Below are 18,790 nucleotides of genomic sequence, written 5' to 3' on the forward strand. Positions count from 1 at the left end.
TCCAGGAGTAACTTCAAGTACTATCAAAAATTTACGCTGGCGCACGCACCATCAGTACGGGCCGCTCACCGCGTGCCATGACCTCTTGTGCCACCGAGCCCATGACAGCGCGCGCCACACCGGTGCGGCCGCGAGTGCCCATGCAGATGATGTCCACGCCATGGCGCTCGGCGGCCTGGAGGATGGTGCCCGCCACGTTGGCGCCGACCGCCACCTCCAGCTGCACCTGGCACCCGCGCTGCGCTGCCGCGCGCGGCACCCGCTGCTCGAGCTGCTGCCGGAGCGCCACGAGCTGCTCGGGCGTGGCGTGCTGCGCGACGTGGAGCAGATGGACCGTGCCGTTGGGAGGCACCAGCGCGCACGCGTAGGCGATGGCGCGGTCCGCCAGCTCCGAGAAGTCGGTCGTCACCAGCACCGAGCGCACGTGCGGCAGCTCCACCTCGGCCCCGTGTACCGCCGCCTTCACCGGCACGCTCACCACGGACATCTTCGCCAGGCGCAGCGCGTGGTGCGACACGCTCCACAGCTTGCCCAGCGCCTGGCGCTGGTGCGTGCCCACCACCAGCAGGTCCACCTGCTCCTCGGCGGCCAGCGCCACCAGGTGGTCCGCGATTCGGCCCACGCCCACCTCCACCCGGACGCGCACGGGCTTGCCGTCCTCCGCCAGGGGCTCCAGCAGCACGGCCGCCTCGCGCTCCAGCGCCTGGCGAAGCGAGGGCGTCACCTCGCCAAAGCCCAGGGGCTGCTCCAACCCCAGGCGCATCGCCTCCTCCTGGGCCCAGAAAACACGACCGCCCACCAGCTCCACGGGGCCGACCTTGCGCAGCGCCTTTACCCAGTCGCGCGCCGCCTCGAAGGGCAGCGAGCGGTCCACGCCCAGCATCACCTTGAGCGGCCGCTGCCCGCGCACCCACGCCTCCAGCGGCGCCACGTCGCGGGCCACCAGCAGCGGCGTCGCGAGCGACTGCGCCAGCCGGTCCAGCGTACCGCCCATGCCCAGGAACGGGTTCTCGTGGCTCGGCGTCGCCGTCACCACCAGCCGGGCGCCTTGCTTGGCGGCGAACTCCTGCAGCGCCGCGGCCGGCTCGCCCGTGAGCAGCGCGCGCTCCACCTTCGCGCCCAGCTTCTCCAGCCGGCGCGCCTCATCGCCCAGCGCGCCCTCGGCCGCCTCCATCAGCGGCTTGCCGAAGGCCCTGGCGGACTCGGCCGGCAGCACGTGGACGAGCCACAGGGGCTCTCCCAGCTTCCGGGCCAGCAGGGCCGCTGACTCGCAGGCGGTGTGGGCAGCGTGAGAGAAGTTGGTGGCGCAGACGATGGGCATGGTGCCTCCGGAAACGGCGGTCGTGGAACCTGCTGGCGCTTCTACTCCGTTCGGGGGGGAGCGCGCAGCACTTGTCCGGCGCTCACCTCGTGAAGCAGCGGCTGGCCGCGCTCGAAAGCCTGGAGGCTGGAGAGCGTGGTGTCGGCGATGTTGCCCAGCGCCTCGCGGGTGAGGAAGGCCTGGTGTGAGGTGACGAGCACATTGGGGAAGGTGAGCAACCGCGCCAGCACGTCGTCCTGGAGCACCTGGCCGCTCAGGTCCTGGAAGAAGATGCCCTCCTCCTCCTCATAGACGTCCAGCCCCGCCGCGCCGATGTGGCCCCGCTTGAGCGCGTCGATGAGGGCCCGGCTGTCGATGAGGGCGCCCCGGCCGGTGTTGATGATCATCACCCCACGCTTCATCTTCTCCAGCGCGGCGGCGTCCACGAGGTGGTGGGTGCCAGGCGTGAGCGGCACATGCAGGGAGATGATGTCCGCCTCGCGCAGCAGCGTCTCCAGCGGCACGTAGCGAGCGCCCAGCTCACGCTCCACCTCCGCTTCCGGCGCGGCGTCGAAGCACAGCAGCCGGCACCCGAAGCCGTGGAAGATGCGCGCCGCGGCCCGGCCAATGCGGCCAGTGCCCACCACCCCCACCGTCTTGCCGTGCAGGTCGAAGCCCACCAGCCCATCCAGGGAGAAGTTCCAGTCACGCACGCGCGCATGGGCCTGATGGATGCGGCGGTTGAGCGCCAGCACCAGCGCCACCGCGTGCTCGGCCACTGCGTAGGGCGAGTACTCGGGCACGCGCACCACCTTGAGGCCCAGCCGCGCCGCCGCCGCCAGGTCCACGTGGTTGTAGCCCGCCGAGCGCAGCGCCACGAGCCGTGTGCCGCCCGCGTGCAGCAACTCCAGCGTGGCGGCGTCCACCTTGTCGTTGACGAAGGAGCACACCGCGTCGAAGCCCTGCGCCAGCCGCGCCGTCTGCGCCGTGAGCCGGGGCTCGAAGAAGACGAGCGTGTGGCCGTAGCGGGCATTGGCCGCCTCCAGGGCCTCACGGTCGAACCGGTGGGTGTCGAAGACGGCCAGCTTCATGTCTCCTCCTCATTCCAAGAGGTTTTCCCAGCTTCCATCCAAGCATGTCCCCCCGGCAAGAGGGGGAGCAGGCATCTCGGGGCTCGTGTCACCCAGCATCGGGCGTCCCCACCCTAAGTCTTTATCTTCATGAGAGGCGCGGAGGTCCTCATGTTTCGATGCCCAACCTGTGGAGCATTCAACCGTGTCCCTCACCCGCCCCCGGGGGGTACCCCTACGTGTGGGCGCTGCCACGGCGCGCTCGACACGTCGGGCCAACCCCAAGCGGTCGGGGGGGAGGAACTCTCGCGAGCCGTTGTCTCCTCTCCAGTTCCGGTGCTGGTGGATCTGTGGGCCCCCTGGTGTGGCCCGTGCCGAGCAGCGGCCCCGGTGTTCGACGCCGTGGGGAGAGCCCAGGCAGGCAGGCTCATCGTCCTGAAGCTGAACACGGACGAGCACCCCGAGACCGCCTCCTCGCTGGGCGTCCGAGGCATCCCCACCTTCATCCTTTATATGGGAGGCCGTGAGGTGGCGCGCCGCAGCGGGATGATGCCCCGCGCGGAGCTGGAGCAGTGGATCCTGGATGCGCAGCAGGGAGGCTCTCCGGGCATGAGGGTGTAGCGAGGGGAGGAGGACGCCATGGAGGAAGACCTCACGCTGCTCACGGACCTGTACGAATTCGCGATGGTGGATGCCTACCTCGACGAAGGCATGCAGGACGAAGCGGTGTTCAGCCTCTTCGTCCGTCGGCTGCCGTCGCGGCGTAACTTCCTGCTCGCCTGTGGGCTGGAAGAGGCGCTGCGCTACCTGGAGACGCTGCGCTTCACGCCGGCGGCCCTGGACTACCTCGCCTCGCTGGGCCGCTTCTCGGACCGGCTGCTGCGCTACCTGGAGCGCTTCCACTTCTCCGGGGACGTGTGCGCCGTGCCCGAGGGCACCCCGGTGTTCGCCGAGGAGCCGCTGCTGGAGGTGGTGGCGCCGCTGCCCGAGGCACAGCTGGTGGAGACCTACCTCCTCAACCAGGTCCACCTGCAGACGCTGGCGGCCTCCAAGGCCGTACGGGTGACGGAGGCCGCGGCGGGCCGTCCGGTGATGGAGTTTGGCGTGCGGCGCACGCACGGTGTGGACGCGGGGATGAAGGTGGCGCGCGCGGCCTTCATCGCGGGCGTGGGAGCCACCTCCAACGTGCGGGCCGGGCGGCGCTACGGCATTCCCGTGGCGGGCACCATGGCGCACAGCTTCGTGCAGGCCCACGAGGACGAGTTGGAGGCCTTCCGTGCCTTCAGCAGCCGCTTCCCGGAGACCACGCTGCTCGTGGACACCTATGACACGCTGCGCGGTGTGCAGCACGTGGTGCGCCTGGCGCGCGAGCTGGGCGAGGCCTTCCAGGTGCGCGCGGTGCGGCTGGACTCCGGAGACATGCTGGCGCTGTCGCGCGCGACGCGGCAGATGCTGGACGAGGCGGGGTTGCAGCGCGTCAAGCTCATCGCCAGTGGCAACCTGGACGAGGATTCCATCCAGCGGCTGCTCTCCCAGGGGGCCCCCATCGACAGCTTCGGGGTGGGAACATCGCTGGGCGTGTCCTCGGACGTGCCCTGCCTGGACATGGTCTACAAGCTCGTGGCGTACGCGGGGAAGGACCGCATCAAGCTGTCCACCTCCAAGGTGCTCTACCCGGGGCGCAAGCAGGTGTACCGGGTGGAGGAGCACGGGGTAGCGCGCAAGGACGTGCTCGCCCGCCACGGAGAGATGGTGCCGGGGCGCCCGCTGCTGCGGCCGATGATGCGCGAAGGCAAGCGCGTGGCGGGGGCCTCGCCCTCGCTGGTGGAGATTCAGGAGCACACGCGGCGGGAGCTGTCGCGGCTGCCCCCCGAGGTCCGTCGCCTCGAGCCCCTCAACCCGCCCTACCGCGTGGAGGCCAGCCCCGTGGTGGCTTGGACGCGCGAGCAGCTCATCGAGGCGTGGGCCGCGACTCCCTGACGGGCCGCTCAGTGAACCGAGTCCTCGCCTGTCCCCCACGCCGTGGCGGGGCCCTCGGCGCGAGGGGCTCCCTGCGTGGCGGCGCGGGCGATGGGCAACCGGACCCGGAACACGGAGCCCTGGCCGGGGGTGCTCTCCACCTCGATATGGCCACCGTGGGCCTCGACGATACGGCGCGCGACGGAGAGCCCCAGGCCCGCGCCGGGCGCTCGCTCGCGCGCCCCCCGCGCCCGCTGGAAGGCAGCGAAGAGGCGGAGCTGCTCCTCGGCGGAGATGCCGATGCCCTGGTCGGCGACGGAGAGCGCGGCCTCCTCGCCCTGACGCTCCACGGTCACCTCCACGCGCGTGCCCACGGGGGAGTACTTCAGGGCATTGCTCACCAGGTTGTTGAGCACCTGCTCGATGCGGATGCCGTCACAGCACAGGGGCACGGGCGTCTCGGGCAGGGACAGGCGCAGCTCATGGCCCGGCCCGGTGGCCTGGTACAGCTCCACCACGGCGCGCGCCAGCTCGCGGGCGTCACGCTCCTCGAGCTGCAGCTCCAGCTTGCCGGCCTCGATGCGGGTGGAGTCCAGCAAGTCTCCCACCATGCGGTCCAGGCGCTCCACCTGCCGGCGCGCGAGCGCGAACATCTTCTGGAGGCGCTCGGGAGAGACCTCGGCGCGGCCCGGGGCGGCGAACGCGGTGGACATCTTCAGCGCGGACAGCGGGTTGCGGAGGTCATGCGCCACCCCCGCCAGGAACGTGAGCTGATCCTCCTGCTGGCGGGTGATGGAGGAGGCCATCTCATTGAAGGTGCGCGCTACCTCGCGCAGCTCCAGGGGCCCGGTCTCGGCCGCGCGGGTGCGCTTGCGCCCGGAGGCGAAGCGGCGCATGGCCTGGCGCACCTGGGCCACCGGTCGCAGAACGGCACGGCGCACCCAGACGAGCGAGACGAGCAGCCCGATGAGGAGCAGCGCGGCGAGGATGGGGCCTCCCAGGCGGGTCAGCCGGTCCCAACGCGCGGCCTCGGCCTCGGCGTGACGGGCCTGCTTCACCTTGAGCTCGATGAGCTCTTCCAGGGAGACCAGGGCCTGATCCAGATCCGCGCCAGCCCGAGGAGACAGCCGCGCCGAGTACTCGCCATGTGCCTCCCGCTGGGCGATGAGGTAGTGCGCCACCCGCTGGCGGAGGTCGGCGATGCGCTCGCTCTCCTCCGGGGTGGTCGCGGTGCGAGAGATCTCCTCCATGAGGGTTGTCAGCTGCGTCTCCAGGAAGAAGAGCTGACGAACCCGGTCATCCGGTGCGCCGGACAGCTCATTGCTCTGGCGGTAGTGGGTGAGGAGCTCCACCTCCAGCTCCTCGGCGAGCCGGACGCCCTCGACGCTGGAGCCGAGGCTGCCGGTGACGCGGTGCAGGTAGCTGGTGAGCAGCCAGAGCGACGCAGCGGCCGCCAGCACGAGTACCCCAAGCACCGTCACCAGCGAGGTGAACATGGCCTTGAGGCTCATGAAGCCTCCACGCGCGACGGTACGAGCAGGCCTCCAGGGAATCCTTCCACGCAAGACCTCCTGGAGGAGGAACAACGCCGGGCGTGAATCTCCCCTCCTCATGGAGGCAACAAGCGCGCGTGGGGGGACCCGGCGCGCGCCTGCTCGGAGAGGGAGCCAGGGGCTCAGCGCCCGAAGCCCCCCAGGGCGGTGCGGCTGAAGCTGGCGGCACCCTGGCTCACGCGCACGGCGGACTGACTGAAGACATTGAAGGCCTGGCGGATCTCCTGAGCGCTCTGGCCCGGGGTGAGGATCCACTTGTCTTCGATGCCCATGTCTCGGAACACCTTGCGGAAGTCCGTGGTGCCGTCGCTGATGCCCATGGCGGCGACGATGTGGTTCTCGGCGCGCTGCAGGTCCTTCACCAGCGCGGCGACGTCCTTGGCGCGCGAGTTCTGCGAGTGGCAATCCCCGCCGTCGGTGATGAGCAGGGTGACGGTGCGGGCGGACACGCCGTTGCGGGTGAACTCCTGGGCCTTGGCGAGCACGGTGCCCAGCAGCACCACGGTCTGGTCATACAGGGGGGTGCCGAGGCTGGGGTTGTAGTTCTTGTCATGCATCCGCACGACGTCCTCGATGGGGCGGTACGGGTTGAGGACCGAGCCGTTGAGGTAGCGGGTGTGGAAGAGGACGGTGTCGCGCTGCTTGCTGGAGAGCAGTGCGTCGAGGACGAGGTTGTGGCCGTCGCAGACGAGCTGAGCGTTGTTGGCGTGCTGGATGCTGCCGGAGTCATCCGGCATGACAGTGACGAGGACGACCTCGCTGGACTGGACGTCATCCACGCTGATGCCGAGGCCGGCCTGGATCTGCGCGCCGAGGTCCACGACGGTGAGGGCCTGGAGGCCGGCGGGGCTGAGGACTCCCTCGGCGTGAGCGGCCTGGAAGAGCTGCGAAACCTGGGTGCCATTGCTGGTGCTCATGACAGTTTCCTCCCTTCTTCGTGTGGATCAGCCGATGCGCAGGTCGGGCCAGCTGGCGAGCGGGGTGGTCGACTTCACCAGGTGCATGCCGGCATCGGCGAAGCGCTTGAGCGCGGCGTCGGCCTGCGGCGTGAAGTCCGCGGCGAACCCGCCCTTGCCATCCGGCACGGTGACGGCCGACATGCAGTCGGTGAGCAGGTACACCTTGCGAGCGAGCGCGGCGTCCTGGGCGACGATCTCCGTGAGCAGGTCATCGATGGAGCTCTTCACGCAGTGGCTGGCGGCCTGGCCTGCGATGACGACGGCGTCGGCGGTGAGCAGCGTCTTGATGAACTGGGTGTTGCGCTGCGCCAGGGGCTGTCCGTCGTGGCGGCTGAGCACCTCGGGGCGCAGCACCGAGTAGTTCTCGGTGAGAGGGTTGCCACCCTTCACCTCGCACCACGACTGGCTGCTTCGAGCGAAGGCATGGAACAGGCGGGCCTCCTGCACCACGCCGGCCAGCGCGTGCCCGTCGCCACCGAGCAGGCAGTGCGGCGGCCAGAGATAGAGGGTGTACTTCCCGGCGCGCTCCAATTCCTCGCAGTAGTACTTCACCTGCTTGAGCAGCCAGGGGTAGTTGCCGCCGCACAGCCACTTGGCCACGGCGGGGTTGGGGCGGACCTGCCCGCGCTCGATCTGCTCCCGCGTCACCTCGCGGTACGGGGTGAGCTGCTGGTCGTTCTGGTCCACCCAGAACGAGGGGAAGAAGATCTGGTAGGCGAAGTGCGTGTCGAGGGTGGTGGTGACGTTCGTGAGGGCGCCGAGGTTGCGGTACATGAACTCGGCGATGCGGCGGCTGTCATCGATGGCGCCCTTGCCGCTGCGGCCGGCGACGTAGAGCGAGCCCTCGGGGAAGCAGAAGTCCTTCTGCACGTCGATGAGCAGCAGGTGCAGGTTGAACGTGTCGGTGGCGGACGGGGTGACGTCGTTGGCGGCGCGCCACGTGGCCGCCTCTCCCTGCAGCTTCCCGGCGTTCGGGCCGTAGCCGTAGTTGCCTGCGTTATCGGGCCGGTAGAACGACGGAAGCGGAAGCTCCTTGATCGGGTTCTTCATGGCTCTGCCCTCCTGACTGCGCCTGACTGCCATCCCCTTCGTGTTTCTTCTACACCAACATAGTGTCTGAACGACACCATGTCAAGTCGATGAGGCCTGGCGCTCGTCAGGCATTGCCTCGAGCGCGCACGGCGGACTCAGGACATGCGCAGCCCGGTGATGTCCTGGCCGCGCACGACGGTGAGCCCTCCTCGGGTGAGGAAGAGTCGGCAGTCGGCGTCGACGAAGGGCTCGGCATCGGGGAAGTCGCGGATGGCCTCGAGGCGACCCTGGCGCAGCTCCACCCGCGTCAACCCAACATCCGTGGCGGCGAAGAGCACATCCCCCGCGGCGCACTTGCCGCGCAGGGAGCCAAGCCACGAGCCGTCGCCTGCCTCGGCGTGAGCGCTGGCCCGCACCGCGCCATCGGCGCCCACCACGACGCAGTGGTGGACGGTGCGTCCGTTGCTCTCCTCCGCGAGGAACAGCCAGGCGTTCTGCCCCTCGAAGAGGCACTCCACGTCCACGAGCCTGCCCGCGGGCCACGGCAACACCAGGCCGTCCTTGATGCCGGAGCGCGCGGCGTCGAACACGAAGGCGCCGCGCAGGTTGCCCGCGCGGTGGAAGCCCAGCCCGAAGCGAGGCCCGACGAAGAGCCGCGTCTGCCCCTGCAGCACGTCACCGATGCGCTCGGGGCCCAGGGCGCCATCCCTCCACAGTCCGCCCGCCTGGGCCCAGTAGCGGTGGCGCAGGTTGGCCGCGAAGGCAGGGCGGCCTTCCGGAGCGTCCACGCCCAGCCGCTCCGGCGCGCGGCCTGGAGCGAGCACCGCCAGCTCTCCCCCTCTCCCCACGAGCGTCACCTCGCCCTGAAGCGCCCAGTGGAGCGACGGGTCGAGCGGCCCTTGGAGCACGGTGCGCCCATCCTCGCGTCGGTAGGCGCCATCCGCGTGATAGAGCCAGCGCAGCACGCCCTCTTCCGCGCACGCGTGGACGAGCACGCCGCGCGTGGAGAACAGCCGCGTGGCGGTCACCTCCCCGCGCGCGGCGCTCACCGGCGTCACGGTGGCGGCGGCGTGAGGGCTGCACGTCGGGCACGCGAGGCGGGCGTGCTCAACGCCGCACGAGGCGCAGGCGGTGAAGCGCAGCACGTCCAGCAGACGAGGCGGGAAGGGGCCGCGCACGTCCTCGACGAAGACCCGGTGGAGCTGGTGCAGCACGTCATCCGGGAGCGTGGCCAGCGGCAGCGCGGGCTTGGGGTACTGCACCTCTGGATGGAACACGGTGAGGCGCTGATGGACACGGGCTGCAGGGGTGGCGCGAGGCGTCGGCGGCGAGGGCCGGTGGATGCCGCCATAGGGCCCCACACACAGCAGACTCTGCATCAGGGCCACGGTGAAGGCGTACCAGTCGCTGTCCGGCGAGGCCGGGCGGCCCGGGTTGAGAGCGGCGCCCGTGCCGGTGAGGCGCAGTGGATCCAGGAAGCGCTCGGTGAAGACGGCGGAGAGGAAGGCGCCGAACTGGAAGCTGTCGGCGTCGATGAGGTACGCCTCCGCGCCCGAGACGAGGACGTTGAGATCATTGAAGTCCCCCACCACCACGCCGCCGCCGTGGACGGCCTCCAGGGTGTGGTGCAGGCCACGCAGCACCTCGACGACGCGCGCGGAGGTGGCGCCGGAGCGCCGGAAGGCGGGGTCACTGAAGCGCCGCAGCGGCTCGACGCTCTCCAGCTTGCGCATGGCATAGCCCAGCAGGGTGCGCCCGTTGCGCCCCGTGGCCAGCGTCTGCGGCACCACCACACGGGCCGGCATCACCTTCGGAAAGGCGGGCAGCTTGCGCTGGTGCTCATCCAACCGCGCGCGGGCGGCGGCCTGCTCCTCCGGCAGCCCCTGGTAGTCCGGGTGCTCGGGAGGCTTGAAGACCTTGAGGGCTCGCCCATCGCCCAGGTCGAACACATCCGCCTCGCCGCCCTTGCCGAGCGCGCGCGTGGGGTCTACCCGTACCTTCTTCCCTTCCAGGTAGAGGTCCATGGCGTCACACCCTCTCCATGCGGCGGCGCAGGACGATGAGGGTGGTGTCATCGGCCAGCAGCCCCGGCGTGCGCACGAGGCGGCGCGCGGTGAAGTCGGCGCGGACGGACTCCCGGCCGAGCAGCGTGAGCCGACGGCGCAGCGCATCCGGGTTCTGGAAGTAGCGCTCGTTGGACCAGTACTGAGACAGCGGGCCCACCGGCTCCTCGGTCTCGGCCACCCGGGCCTCGGTGAGCTTGCCGAGGTCCACCGCGCCATCCGTGCCCAGCATCAGCGCCACCACTTCTTCGGTGGGCACGAGCGCCTGCCGCTCCAGGGGCACTGCTCCCTCGGACAGCAGCCCATAGGCGAGGTACGGCGGAGCGTTGTGGGGGAAGGGCCCCAGCGCGTGTACCTCCCCATTGAGGGCCCACAGCCCATCTCCCGCCGAGAACACCAGCGTGCGCGAGGGTGTCACCACCGCGCCCACCACCGTGAACAACAGGTGCTCACCCACGAGCGAGGAGCCCAGTTGCGAGGTAAGCGAGGAGAGGAAGCCCAGCACCTCGGCGCGCACCGTCTCGAGGAACTCGGGCGCCTCCAGGGAGATGCCCCGCTCGAGCACCGCGAGGGCCACATCGGCCACGCACCGTGCGCCGAGCTGCGCGCCCACCTCGCTATGGGCCGCGCTGCCACACCCGTCCGTCACCACGGCGGCGAGCACGTCCCCCCGAGAACGCACGCACAGCGCATCCTGGTTGTTGCGGCCCGCGCGAGCGTGCTCGCGGCCCATCACGGAGGCAGCGGCGATATCGAAGGCAGGAAGCATGGGACACACCTCTCCCGAGCCCCGCGCACGGGGTCGGTGGAACGGGTGGGGACAGTCAGCGGTGGAGCGGCTACAGCTCGAAGTTGAAGCCGGCCTTCTCGAGCTGTTTGTACTTCTTGTGGTCGAACCGGTAGAGGCGCGCGGCGCGGTGGGAGACGTCCTGCTCCACCTCGTCGAGCTCCTCCAGCAAGTCCATGGAGAGGATCTTCTTGCGGAAGTTCCGCTTGTCGAGCTCGCGCTCCAGAATCACCTCATAGAGCCGCTGGAGCTGGGTGAGGGTGAACTTGGGCGGCAGCAGCTCGAAGCCGATGGGCTGGTAGCGCACCTTGCCCTTGAGCCGCTGGAGCGCCGTGGCGAGCACGTCCGAATGGTCGAACGCCAGCTTCGGCGTATCCCAGACGGAGAACCAGGCCGCCTCGCGCGCGTCCGTCGCGGCATGCACGACGTTGTGGTCGCTCAGCTTCACCAGGGCGAAGTACGCCACGGTGACGACGCGCCCCCGAGGGTCCCGGCTCGGCTCTCCGAAGGTGTAGAGCTGCTCCAGGTGGCTGGGGCGGATGCCGGCCTCCTCCGCCAGCTCCCGGCGCGCCGCGTCCTCCAGCGACTCCTCCATCCGAACGAAGCCGCCGGGCAGCGCCCACTTGCCCACGAAGGGCTCCACGCCCCGCTGGATGAGGAGCACCTTCAGGTCTCCCTCATCCATCCCGAACACCACGCAGTCCACCGTCAAGGCGGGCCGTGGGTACTCGTAGGTGTGGCTCACGCGCGCTCTCCTTGGGTATCCCGTCAACACAAAACATAGTGTTGAGGCGACACTAAGTCAAGACAACGCGCCAGGCGGCTATGCCGAGACGAGGCTGGAGAGCCTGCGCCAGTCGACGAGCTGGACGCTCTCCTCGGCGAGCTCGAACTCCACGGAGCGGCGCATGCCGAGCAAGTCGCCAGCAATCTGGAAGGGCACCTCGCGGTCGAAGTCCATGCGCACGCGCTCGACGAGGAAGTCGTGCATGTTGCGCATGGGGTGCTCACCGCGCCACAGCTTGAACATGTTGCGCGTGGCCTCGAGCACGCTGGCACCGTAGACGCGCACCGAGAGGCGGTGAGGCATGGCCTGGGCGAAGGGGAAGGCCTTGAAGCCAAAGCCCCACTCGGGCGTGGTGGCGGCGCCCGCGACGCCCACGGGGCCACGGTACAGCAGGGCGCCCGTGTCGCCGTTCGGCAGGGGGCGGATGGCGCGGTGCGCATCCACGGTGAGGGCGGGCGCGCCGAGGTTGTAGACGGAGACCCGCGGGGTGTTGTCGCCGAACACGTGGCGGGGAATGGTGCGGGTGAACATCGCGCCCAGGTAGCCGCGCAGGCCGGACTGGGTGCCCTTGAGCGGGCCCGCGGAGGCGAGCTGGCTCTTGAAGTCCTGAATCATCTCCGCGTCCCAGCCCGTGCCGGCGAAGGGAGCCAGGCGGCCCTCCACGCGCACGAGGCCGAAGGGACGCAGGGGCGGCAGGCGCTCGCCATAGGCGGCCAGCTGCTTGAGGGCCACTGCGGGCCGGGGAGCGCCGGTGACATGGGCCCACGCGTTGCCGGTGCCGAGCGGGAGCACGCCGATGGCGGGGAGCGCCAGACCCTGGGCGCGCATCTCATTGAGGAGGCCGGTGATGGTGCCGTCGCCGCCGCCCGCGAGCAGGAGCGAGGGGGGGTTGGTCCGCAGTTGCTGGTCGATCCAGGTGCGGGCCTCGTCCATCGAGCGGGTCAGGGCCACGCGGGCACGGGGGAGGAATCGCTGCACGAGGCCTCCGACGACTTCGGAGCCACGGCGGGCACGCAGGTTGACGAGGACGGCGATGTTCATAGGCGGCAGGACTCTCCCCAAGCCATGTCATGGCCCTGTCACGACAGGCGGGGTGGTGGGTGTCATTCCTCCAGGTGTCCGAAGGTGGACGTCACGCTCCGAGCGCTTCCACGACTCGGAGCCCGAGGCGGCGCCCTGCCGCACTGCGTCGCAGGGAGGCGACAGAGGCCAGGAGGCCTCCGGCCAGCAGGAGGCGCTTGAACCACAGCCGAGCAGGGGAGCGGTAGCCGGCACTGCGGCCGGTCCCCTGGGCCATGGGCTGGAAGAGATTGCCCGAGGTGCGGGACTGGCGCCGATCCTCGAAGTGCTTGGACTCGGTCATGGAGCGCATGGCCTTCTCGGAGGCCCAGGGCAGCAGGGTGTGGAGCGCGGCGAAGACACGGCGGGAGGGCCCGATGAAGAGCTCGCGACGAGGGCGCTCGAGGACGCGGGCGATGGCGCGAGCGACGCGCTCGGGAGAGTAGATGGGCTCCACGGGGCGCAGGCGCCAACCGGTGTAGTTGGCGGAGTGCTGCCACAGAGGTGTGTCGACGGCGGCGGGGAGGACGGTGCAGACGTGAATGCCCGTGCCCTCGAACTCCTGGCGGATGGAGGAGGAGAAGCCGCGCACGGCGAACTTCGAGGCGGCATACGCGCTGACATAAGGCCCGGCGGTGGAGCCGAAGACGGAGGAGACATTGACGAGGGTGCCCCGGCCCTGGCGGCGGAACTGGGCGAGCGCGGCGCGAGCGCCGTACACGGTGCCGAAGAAGTTGGTCTCCATCACCTGGCGGAAGGCCTCGTCAGGGGTCTCCTCCAAGCGGCCGAGCAGGTAGACGCCCGCGTTGTTCACCCAGCCATCGATGCGGCCAAAGGCCTGTACAGCCTGGGCGGCGAGAGCACGGACGGCGTCGGCCTCGGAGACATCCGTGGGAATGGAGAGACAACGGATGCCGAGGGCCTCGCACTGCTGGGCGAGCTCATCGAGCGGCTCTTCGCGGCGCGCGGCGAGGACAAGGTGAGCACCCTTCTTGGCCAGCACGAGCGCCGTGGCACGGCCAATGCCGCTGGATGCACCGGTGATGACGATGACCTTGCCCTTCCAAGCGCGCTTCATGCGGCCCTCCCGGATGGTCCCTCCCCGCGCAAGATGGGGGAGGAAGTCCATTGGCGCACCTCGTCATGAACCGCCGCGCTGGGGAGCAAGCCAGGGAGCAGGCCTTCGCCGAGTCTCCGAATCGGGACTGGAGTCCAAAAACGAGACGGTCCGAGAGAGGTAACACGGGAGGTAGGAAAGCTTTGGGCGGAGGCTGACCTGGAGGGTCAGGAACTCGCGGCCAAGTTCCCGAAAGGCCAAGGCTTTCGAAGTTCCGGGGGGGGGCGGTTGTGGAGAAGCACGAGCGGCTGGTATCTCGGCTCCGCCTATCCGGTAGTGAACGGAACACTCCCTGCAATCCAGGGTCGCTCGATGATCCCAACCAAGCCCCTCTTCCTCTCCGCCGTCGTCCTTCTGACAGCCTGCATCAACCTTCCGGACATCGACGCTCCCCAAGCAGAGATACAGGTCGTTACCCCCAGCGAGACTGCGTACACGAACGGTACCCTCGAGTTGAAAATGGAGGTGACAGGCGCTCCCCCAGACAAGGTCGAGTTGCTGGCAGGTGACGAGGTTCTCGCGACACTCGACCCGCCATACTCCTTCCAGTGGGACACGACCTCCGTGCCCGAGGGGCGCTACCGCATCATGGGCCGCGTGCATATCGCGGGTCAGTCCTTCACCAGCGCCGCACGCGAGGTGGTCGTGGACCGGACAGCGCCCCAAGTGGTGTCACGCACGCCAACACCTGGAGCACAGAACGTCTCGATCCACGAACGGATTCAGGTGGTGTTTTCGGAGCCGATCCAGTTCAGCACCACGCCTCAAGAGTTGATGCACCTGACCCAGAACAGCCTTGATATTCCTTGTACTGCCTCATTGAGCGCGGACGGCAATTCCGTCACGGTGACTCCCTTGTCCGCGTTGAGTGCTCCCAGCACAGCAACCCTCACCTTGAACGGCAGCGTGACAGACTTGGCTGGCAATACCCTGCCGCATCCCTCTGACCCATGGGCGTGGCAGTTGCCTTCCTGGCTCATCTGGGGCCCCATCGACGGCGCCACAGCCCCTGCCACCAATGCCTCGCTTGCCAACTACGAACTCGACAACCTTGGCAACCCCGTGGTTGCTTGGGCTATCCCCTCCTCCCCTGCTGACGAGCTCCACTTGTACCGATGGGAGGGAGCTTGGACACATCTCGGTGGTGACCTGAGCGCCTATCCAGGCAACACCCCTGCATCCGAAGTCTCGATTTCCATCGATAACTCCGCCCAAACTTTTGTGATTTGGCGCGAGAACGATGGAACTTCCAACAAGATACTTGTCCGTCGCTGGAACAGTAGCTCATGGGCTCCTCTCAGTGGCGACGCAACGACTCCACTGGAAGGTTTCTGGCCCCAATTGAAATTCGACCCTTCCGGCAACCTTGTTCTCACAAGGGCTGAACTGAGGGGAACCTCCAACTGGTTTTGTACCCATCGCTGGACCGAGTCCCAGTGGGAAGCGATTGGGGACTGCATTAACTCAAGGACGGCAAGCGCGGATGCTTTTCCTGTTCTCACTTTTAGAAACACGGGTCACCCAGCCCTTGGATGGATCAGCCCCAAGGAAGCGTCCTCAAACATCCTGTACTACTATTGGAACGGCAGCACCTGGATAGACCTTGCGGATGACGCGGGAACTGAATTCGATCAATACGTCGCCTATGGAAGCTACCTCTCCTTGCAAACCACGACCTCAGGGCACCCACTGGTAGTATGGACTGAGAAGGAGAATGACCGCGACTATATCCAAACTCATCTTTGGTCTGCCACTCAGTGGCTCCCTCTGGGAAGCAGGATCGCTGTAAACTCTTCCAATCCACCAAATTACGCCGTCGTTATCGAAGAATCCGGCACGCCTCTCCTCGCTTGGTCTCGATATACTCTTAGCGGGCTAGACCATCAACTTCACGTCTGGCGGTGGGCAGACAATGAATGGCGCCCCATCAGCGAACCGCTCGTCTTTGAAAGCTTACGTGGCAACATCCGGATACATCCCAACAAACTGGGGCATATTCTGATCTCCTGGGTAGAGAGCCGCGGAGGCTCCACTGCCCCCAGAGTCCACTTTCGACGCTTTAATCGCTAGCCCTGGCCATTGCGCTTCTTTCCTTAACACTCCACAACCAGCTCCCATGAAAAAGCTATACGTCACACTCGCCACACTCCTTTCGCTGACCGCACACGCCGCCCCCAAGCGACTGGTGGTGGCCAGCGGGGAGTGCAAGGACGCGGAGCTCAGCAGCCATGCCAAGGCGTTCCATGACACGCTCCAGTCCCGACAGGCCGAGGAACTTCTCAGCCTCGCGGCCTTCAACGAGCGCCTCTTCCCTCCCGCCTCCAAGAGCTTCGAGGATATCCAGCGCCAGCTCGATGCCGCGCAGAACCAGTTCTACGAGGCGCGCTACGCCAAGGCCGAGCAGGCCATCGACGAGGCGCTCAAGGAGATCTCCCGCCTCCCCGTCGGCGATACCCGCTGGCAGCTCTACCTCAACGCCCAGCTCCTCCATGCTCTCAACTACCGCTCCATGGGCAAGGTGAAGGAGAGCGACACCGCCTTCCTCAACGTCCTGCGCCTCAAGCCCCAGCACAAGCTGGACCCCGCTCTCTACGCCCCCTCCATCCGCCAGGCGTTCGACAAGGCCCGGGGCGAGCTCGCCAAGGCCAAGAAGGTCAAGCTCGCCGTGAGGTCCACCGTCCCCGCCTCCGACGTCTACCTGGATGGCCTCAAGGTGGGTCAGACACCCTTGAATCTCGAGGTCCTCGCGGGCGCCTACGACATCACCCTCGTGAAGGGCTCCGCCGTCAGTTTTCCGCGTCAGATCCAGGCTCAAGGGTCAGACACTCCCATCCTGGTTGATCTCGCCTACGAGGGCTCCGTCACCGCCAGCCCCTATCCCTGCCTTGCCGCTACGGACAGGGCCGATGAGCGCACGCTCAGCCATGCCATCCGTCTCGGTGGCACTCTCGGCGTCGAGGAGGTCATCCTCGTCCGCCTGGAGCGCCCCAGCAGCGGGCCCAACTGGTTCGCCGCCATCGTGCTCAATGTCGAGGGTGGCCAGAAGGTTCGCGAGGGCGGATTCAAGACCCAGGGCTTCGATGCGCCCCTCGACTCCCTCTCAGCCCTCGTGGACTTCGTCACCACGGGCAAGGACCAGCCCCCCCTCGTCGTGTCCAATACCAATGGCAAGGCCCCCTGGGTTCAGTCCTCCGGCGCTCCGGTGTCCTCCGGTCCTGGGACTCCCTCCGACCCGGATATTTCGGCGCCGGATCGGCTCCTGGAGGGGGGGGAGGCTTCGTCTCGAACCGGCTCGGGCTCCACCTCGGCCCTGCGCGTGGCCTCTTATGTGACGCTGGGCGCCGGCGTCGCCGCCCTCGGTGGCGCCGGCGCCGTGCGGCTCATGGCCCAGAAGGATCTCGACGCACTCGAGCAGCGGCTCAACGCCAGCGGACGCATCAACGCCAACGACGCGGAGTCCCTCGAGCTTCGTGACTCGCTCGCTTCCAAGGGCAACATGATCACCGGGCTCCTCATCGGCTCGGGGGCCGCGATCACCACGGGGGCCGTGCTCTTCCTCGCGTCTCCCTCCCATGAGCCCCCGCCCGTCAGCGTGGGTGTCTCACCCAGCCCCGGAGGGGCTTCCGTTTCCCTCTCGGGCTCGTTCTGAGCACGCGTCTGGGTAGAGTGCGCCCCCATGCGCACTCTGCTTGCCCTGCTGCTGGCCACCAGCGCCGCCTCCGCCGCCCCGGTCCGGACCTTCCGCGTCGACTACTTCCACACCGGGAACGCTACCGAGGAGCGCTTCAGCCTCGACCGGCTCGTCCTCGAACCGCTCCCGTGGCCCGGTAACCCCTCGCGCCCCGTCGACGAGACCAACCTCGGCAAGTACCTCTTCGAGGTCCGCGACAGCGCCACCAACCGCCTCCTCTACTCGCGCGGCTTCGCCTCCATCTATGGCGAGTGGGAGACCACCTCGGAAGCCAAGGAGGTTCACCGCACCTTCCACGAGTCCTTGCGCTTCCCCGCTCCCGAGAAGCCCGTCCAGGTCCTCCTCAAGAAGCGCGATGCCCGAAACGCCTTCCGGGAGATCTGGTCCCTCGCCGTCGACCCGAAGGACATGTTCGTCGACCCGTCCGCTCCCGCCTCGCCCGGGCCCCTGTTGCCGCTGCTCCAGAGCGGGCCTCCCGCCGAGAAGGTCGACCTGCTCATCCTCGGCGACGGCTACACCGCCCAGGAGCGCCCCAAGTTCGAGAAGGACGCGCGCCGCCTCGTGGACATCCTCTTCACCTTCTCGCCCTTCAAGGAGCGCAAGGCCGACTTCAACGTCTGGGGCCTCGTCCCCGCCGCCGCCGAGTCCGGCATCTCGCGGCCGTCCACCGGCATCCACCGCCGCTCCCCCGTGGGCGCCACCTATGACGCCTTCGGCAGCGAGCGCTACGTGCTCACCTTCGATAACCGCGCCTTCCGCGACACCGCCGCCTTCGCGCCCTACGACTTCGTGGAGATCCTCGTCAACGGCAACACCTACGGAGGCGGCGGCATCTTCGGCCTCTATGGCACCGTGGCCTCCGACAGCCTCTGGTCCCCGTACATCTTCGTCCACGAGTTCGGCCACCACTTCGCCGGCCTCGCCGACGAGTACTACACCTCCGACTCCGCCTACCTGCCCGCCGAGGACCGCCCCGAGCCCTGGGAGAAGAACGTCACCGCGCTCAAGGACCCCGCGCAGCTCAAGTGGAAGGCGCTCCTCTCACCCGCCACGCCCCTGCCCACGCCCTGGAGCAAGGAGGCCTACGAGACGCACGCTCGCGACATCCAGCAGCGCCGCCGGCAGATTCGCGCCGAGCGCCGCCCCGAGTCCGAAATGGATGCCCTCTTCACCCGCCAGCGTGACTGGGAGGAGAAATTCCTCTCCTCCCAGAAACACTCCGGCAAGGTGGGCGCTTTCGAGGGCGCCATGTACGAGGCTCGCGGCTACTACCGCCCCCAGGTCGACTGCGTCATGTTCACCCGCGACCGCGTGCCCTTCTGCGGCGTGTGCCAGCACGCCCTCACCGAAGTCATCGAGCTGTACGCCGGAAAACCCGCCAAGTCGGGCGCGTCATCACCGTGAAAACAGACC

15 protein-coding genes are annotated in these 18,790 nt (G+C 68.3%); 5 read left to right on the forward strand and 10 right to left on the reverse strand.

Annotated features, from left to right (window positions below):
• Window positions 1-31 precede the first annotated feature (31 nt).
• A complete protein-coding gene (locus SYV04_RS27755) occupies window positions 32-1,321 on the reverse strand; it encodes a universal stress protein (protein ID WP_321548942.1) in 1,290 nt (429 codons plus the stop codon).
• Window positions 1,322-1,362: 41 nt separating this feature from the next.
• A complete protein-coding gene (locus SYV04_RS27760; protein ID WP_321548943.1) occupies window positions 1,363-2,391 on the reverse strand; it encodes a 2-hydroxyacid dehydrogenase in 1,029 nt (342 codons plus the stop codon).
• 150 nt (window positions 2,392-2,541) lie between these two features.
• Here SYV04_RS27760 and trxA point away from each other — a divergent pair, with 150 nt between their 5' ends.
• Entirely contained in the window at window positions 2,542-2,991 is a 450-nt protein-coding gene (gene trxA, locus SYV04_RS27765; protein WP_321548944.1) for a thioredoxin, read from the forward strand.
• A gap of 18 nt (window positions 2,992-3,009) precedes the next feature.
• A complete protein-coding gene (locus SYV04_RS27770; protein ID WP_321548945.1) occupies window positions 3,010-4,350 on the forward strand; it encodes a nicotinate phosphoribosyltransferase in 1,341 nt (446 codons plus the stop codon).
• An 8-nt stretch (window positions 4,351-4,358) separates the two neighbouring features.
• On the opposite strand, the gene SYV04_RS27775 is transcribed toward SYV04_RS27770, so the two are convergent.
• The 8 genes from SYV04_RS27775 to SYV04_RS27810 form a co-directional block, all read right to left on the reverse strand.
• Window positions 4,359-5,840, reverse strand: coding sequence for a HAMP domain-containing sensor histidine kinase (locus SYV04_RS27775; RefSeq protein ID WP_321548946.1), 1,482 nt, complete (start codon window positions 5,838-5,840; stop codon window positions 4,359-4,361).
• 164 nt (window positions 5,841-6,004) lie between these two features.
• Window positions 6,005-6,799: a hypothetical protein gene (locus SYV04_RS27780; protein WP_321548947.1), complete on the reverse strand. Its 795-nt coding sequence runs from the start codon at window positions 6,797-6,799 to the stop codon at window positions 6,005-6,007.
• Window positions 6,800-6,826: 27 nt separating this feature from the next.
• On the reverse strand, window positions 6,827-7,891 hold the full coding sequence (locus SYV04_RS27785) for a cysteine hydrolase family protein (RefSeq protein WP_321548948.1): 1,065 nt from the start codon (window positions 7,889-7,891) through the stop codon (window positions 6,827-6,829).
• Between the two features lie 137 nt (window positions 7,892-8,028).
• Complete coding sequence (locus SYV04_RS27790; RefSeq protein WP_321548949.1) at window positions 8,029-9,897, reverse strand: hypothetical protein; 1,869 nt, start codon at window positions 9,895-9,897, stop codon at window positions 8,029-8,031.
• 4 nt (window positions 9,898-9,901) lie between these two features.
• Entirely contained in the window at window positions 9,902-10,705 is an 804-nt protein-coding gene (locus SYV04_RS27795; protein ID WP_321548950.1) for a protein phosphatase 2C domain-containing protein, read from the reverse strand.
• 70 nt (window positions 10,706-10,775) lie between these two features.
• Window positions 10,776-11,468 carry an NUDIX hydrolase gene (locus tag SYV04_RS27800; RefSeq protein ID WP_321548951.1) on the reverse strand — a complete coding sequence of 231 codons (693 nt, stop codon included), beginning with the start codon at window positions 11,466-11,468 and terminating at the stop codon, window positions 10,776-10,778.
• 78 nt (window positions 11,469-11,546) lie between these two features.
• Complete coding sequence (locus SYV04_RS27805) at window positions 11,547-12,551, reverse strand: diacylglycerol/lipid kinase family protein (protein WP_321548952.1); 1,005 nt, start codon at window positions 12,549-12,551, stop codon at window positions 11,547-11,549.
• A 91-nt stretch (window positions 12,552-12,642) separates the two neighbouring features.
• Entirely contained in the window at window positions 12,643-13,647 is a 1,005-nt protein-coding gene (locus SYV04_RS27810) for an SDR family oxidoreductase (RefSeq protein ID WP_321548953.1), read from the reverse strand.
• A gap of 351 nt (window positions 13,648-13,998) precedes the next feature.
• Here SYV04_RS27810 and SYV04_RS27815 point away from each other — a divergent pair, with 351 nt between their 5' ends.
• From SYV04_RS27815 to SYV04_RS27825, 3 genes are read left to right on the forward strand one after another with little or no spacing between them, the layout of a single operon-like run.
• On the forward strand, window positions 13,999-15,756 hold the full coding sequence (locus SYV04_RS27815; protein ID WP_321548954.1) for an Ig-like domain-containing protein: 1,758 nt from the start codon (window positions 13,999-14,001) through the stop codon (window positions 15,754-15,756).
• 46 nt (window positions 15,757-15,802) lie between these two features.
• On the forward strand, window positions 15,803-17,335 hold the full coding sequence (locus SYV04_RS27820; RefSeq protein ID WP_321548955.1) for a PEGA domain-containing protein: 1,533 nt from the start codon (window positions 15,803-15,805) through the stop codon (window positions 17,333-17,335).
• Between the two features lie 27 nt (window positions 17,336-17,362).
• Window positions 17,363-18,781, forward strand: a complete 1,419-nt coding sequence (locus SYV04_RS27825) for an IgA Peptidase M64 (protein WP_321548956.1) — start codon at window positions 17,363-17,365, stop codon at window positions 18,779-18,781.
• Window positions 18,782-18,790: the final 9 nt, after the last annotated feature.

The sequence above is a fragment of the Hyalangium ruber genome (assembly GCF_034259325.1).
In the GTDB taxonomy this organism is placed as follows: domain Bacteria; phylum Myxococcota; class Myxococcia; order Myxococcales; family Myxococcaceae; genus Hyalangium_A; species Hyalangium_A rubrum.

Coding starts and splice junctions, on each gene's coding strand:
- SYV04_RS27755 (WP_321548942.1), bottom strand. CDS start 1,321: ATGCCCATCGTCTGCGCCACCAACTTCTCTCACGCTGCCCACACCGCC.
- SYV04_RS27760 (WP_321548943.1), bottom strand. CDS start 2,391: ATGAAGCTGGCCGTCTTCGACACCCACCGGTTCGACCGTGAGGCCCTG.
- trxA (WP_321548944.1), top strand. CDS start 2,542: ATGTTTCGATGCCCAACCTGTGGAGCATTCAACCGTGTCCCTCACCCG.
- SYV04_RS27770 (WP_321548945.1), top strand. CDS start 3,010: ATGGAGGAAGACCTCACGCTGCTCACGGACCTGTACGAATTCGCGATG.
- SYV04_RS27775 (WP_321548946.1), bottom strand. CDS start 5,840: ATGAGCCTCAAGGCCATGTTCACCTCGCTGGTGACGGTGCTTGGGGTA.
- SYV04_RS27780 (WP_321548947.1), bottom strand. CDS start 6,799: ATGAGCACCAGCAATGGCACCCAGGTTTCGCAGCTCTTCCAGGCCGCT.
- SYV04_RS27785 (WP_321548948.1), bottom strand. CDS start 7,891: ATGAAGAACCCGATCAAGGAGCTTCCGCTTCCGTCGTTCTACCGGCCC.
- SYV04_RS27790 (WP_321548949.1), bottom strand. CDS start 9,897: ATGGACCTCTACCTGGAAGGGAAGAAGGTACGGGTAGACCCCACGCGC.
- SYV04_RS27795 (WP_321548950.1), bottom strand. CDS start 10,705: ATGCTTCCTGCCTTCGATATCGCCGCTGCCTCCGTGATGGGCCGCGAG.
- SYV04_RS27805 (WP_321548952.1), bottom strand. CDS start 12,551: ATGAACATCGCCGTCCTCGTCAACCTGCGTGCCCGCCGTGGCTCCGAA.
- SYV04_RS27810 (WP_321548953.1), bottom strand. CDS start 13,647: ATGAAGCGCGCTTGGAAGGGCAAGGTCATCGTCATCACCGGTGCATCC.
- SYV04_RS27815 (WP_321548954.1), top strand. CDS start 13,999: ATGATCCCAACCAAGCCCCTCTTCCTCTCCGCCGTCGTCCTTCTGACA.
- SYV04_RS27820 (WP_321548955.1), top strand. CDS start 15,803: ATGAAAAAGCTATACGTCACACTCGCCACACTCCTTTCGCTGACCGCA.
- SYV04_RS27825 (WP_321548956.1), top strand. CDS start 17,363: ATGCGCACTCTGCTTGCCCTGCTGCTGGCCACCAGCGCCGCCTCCGCC.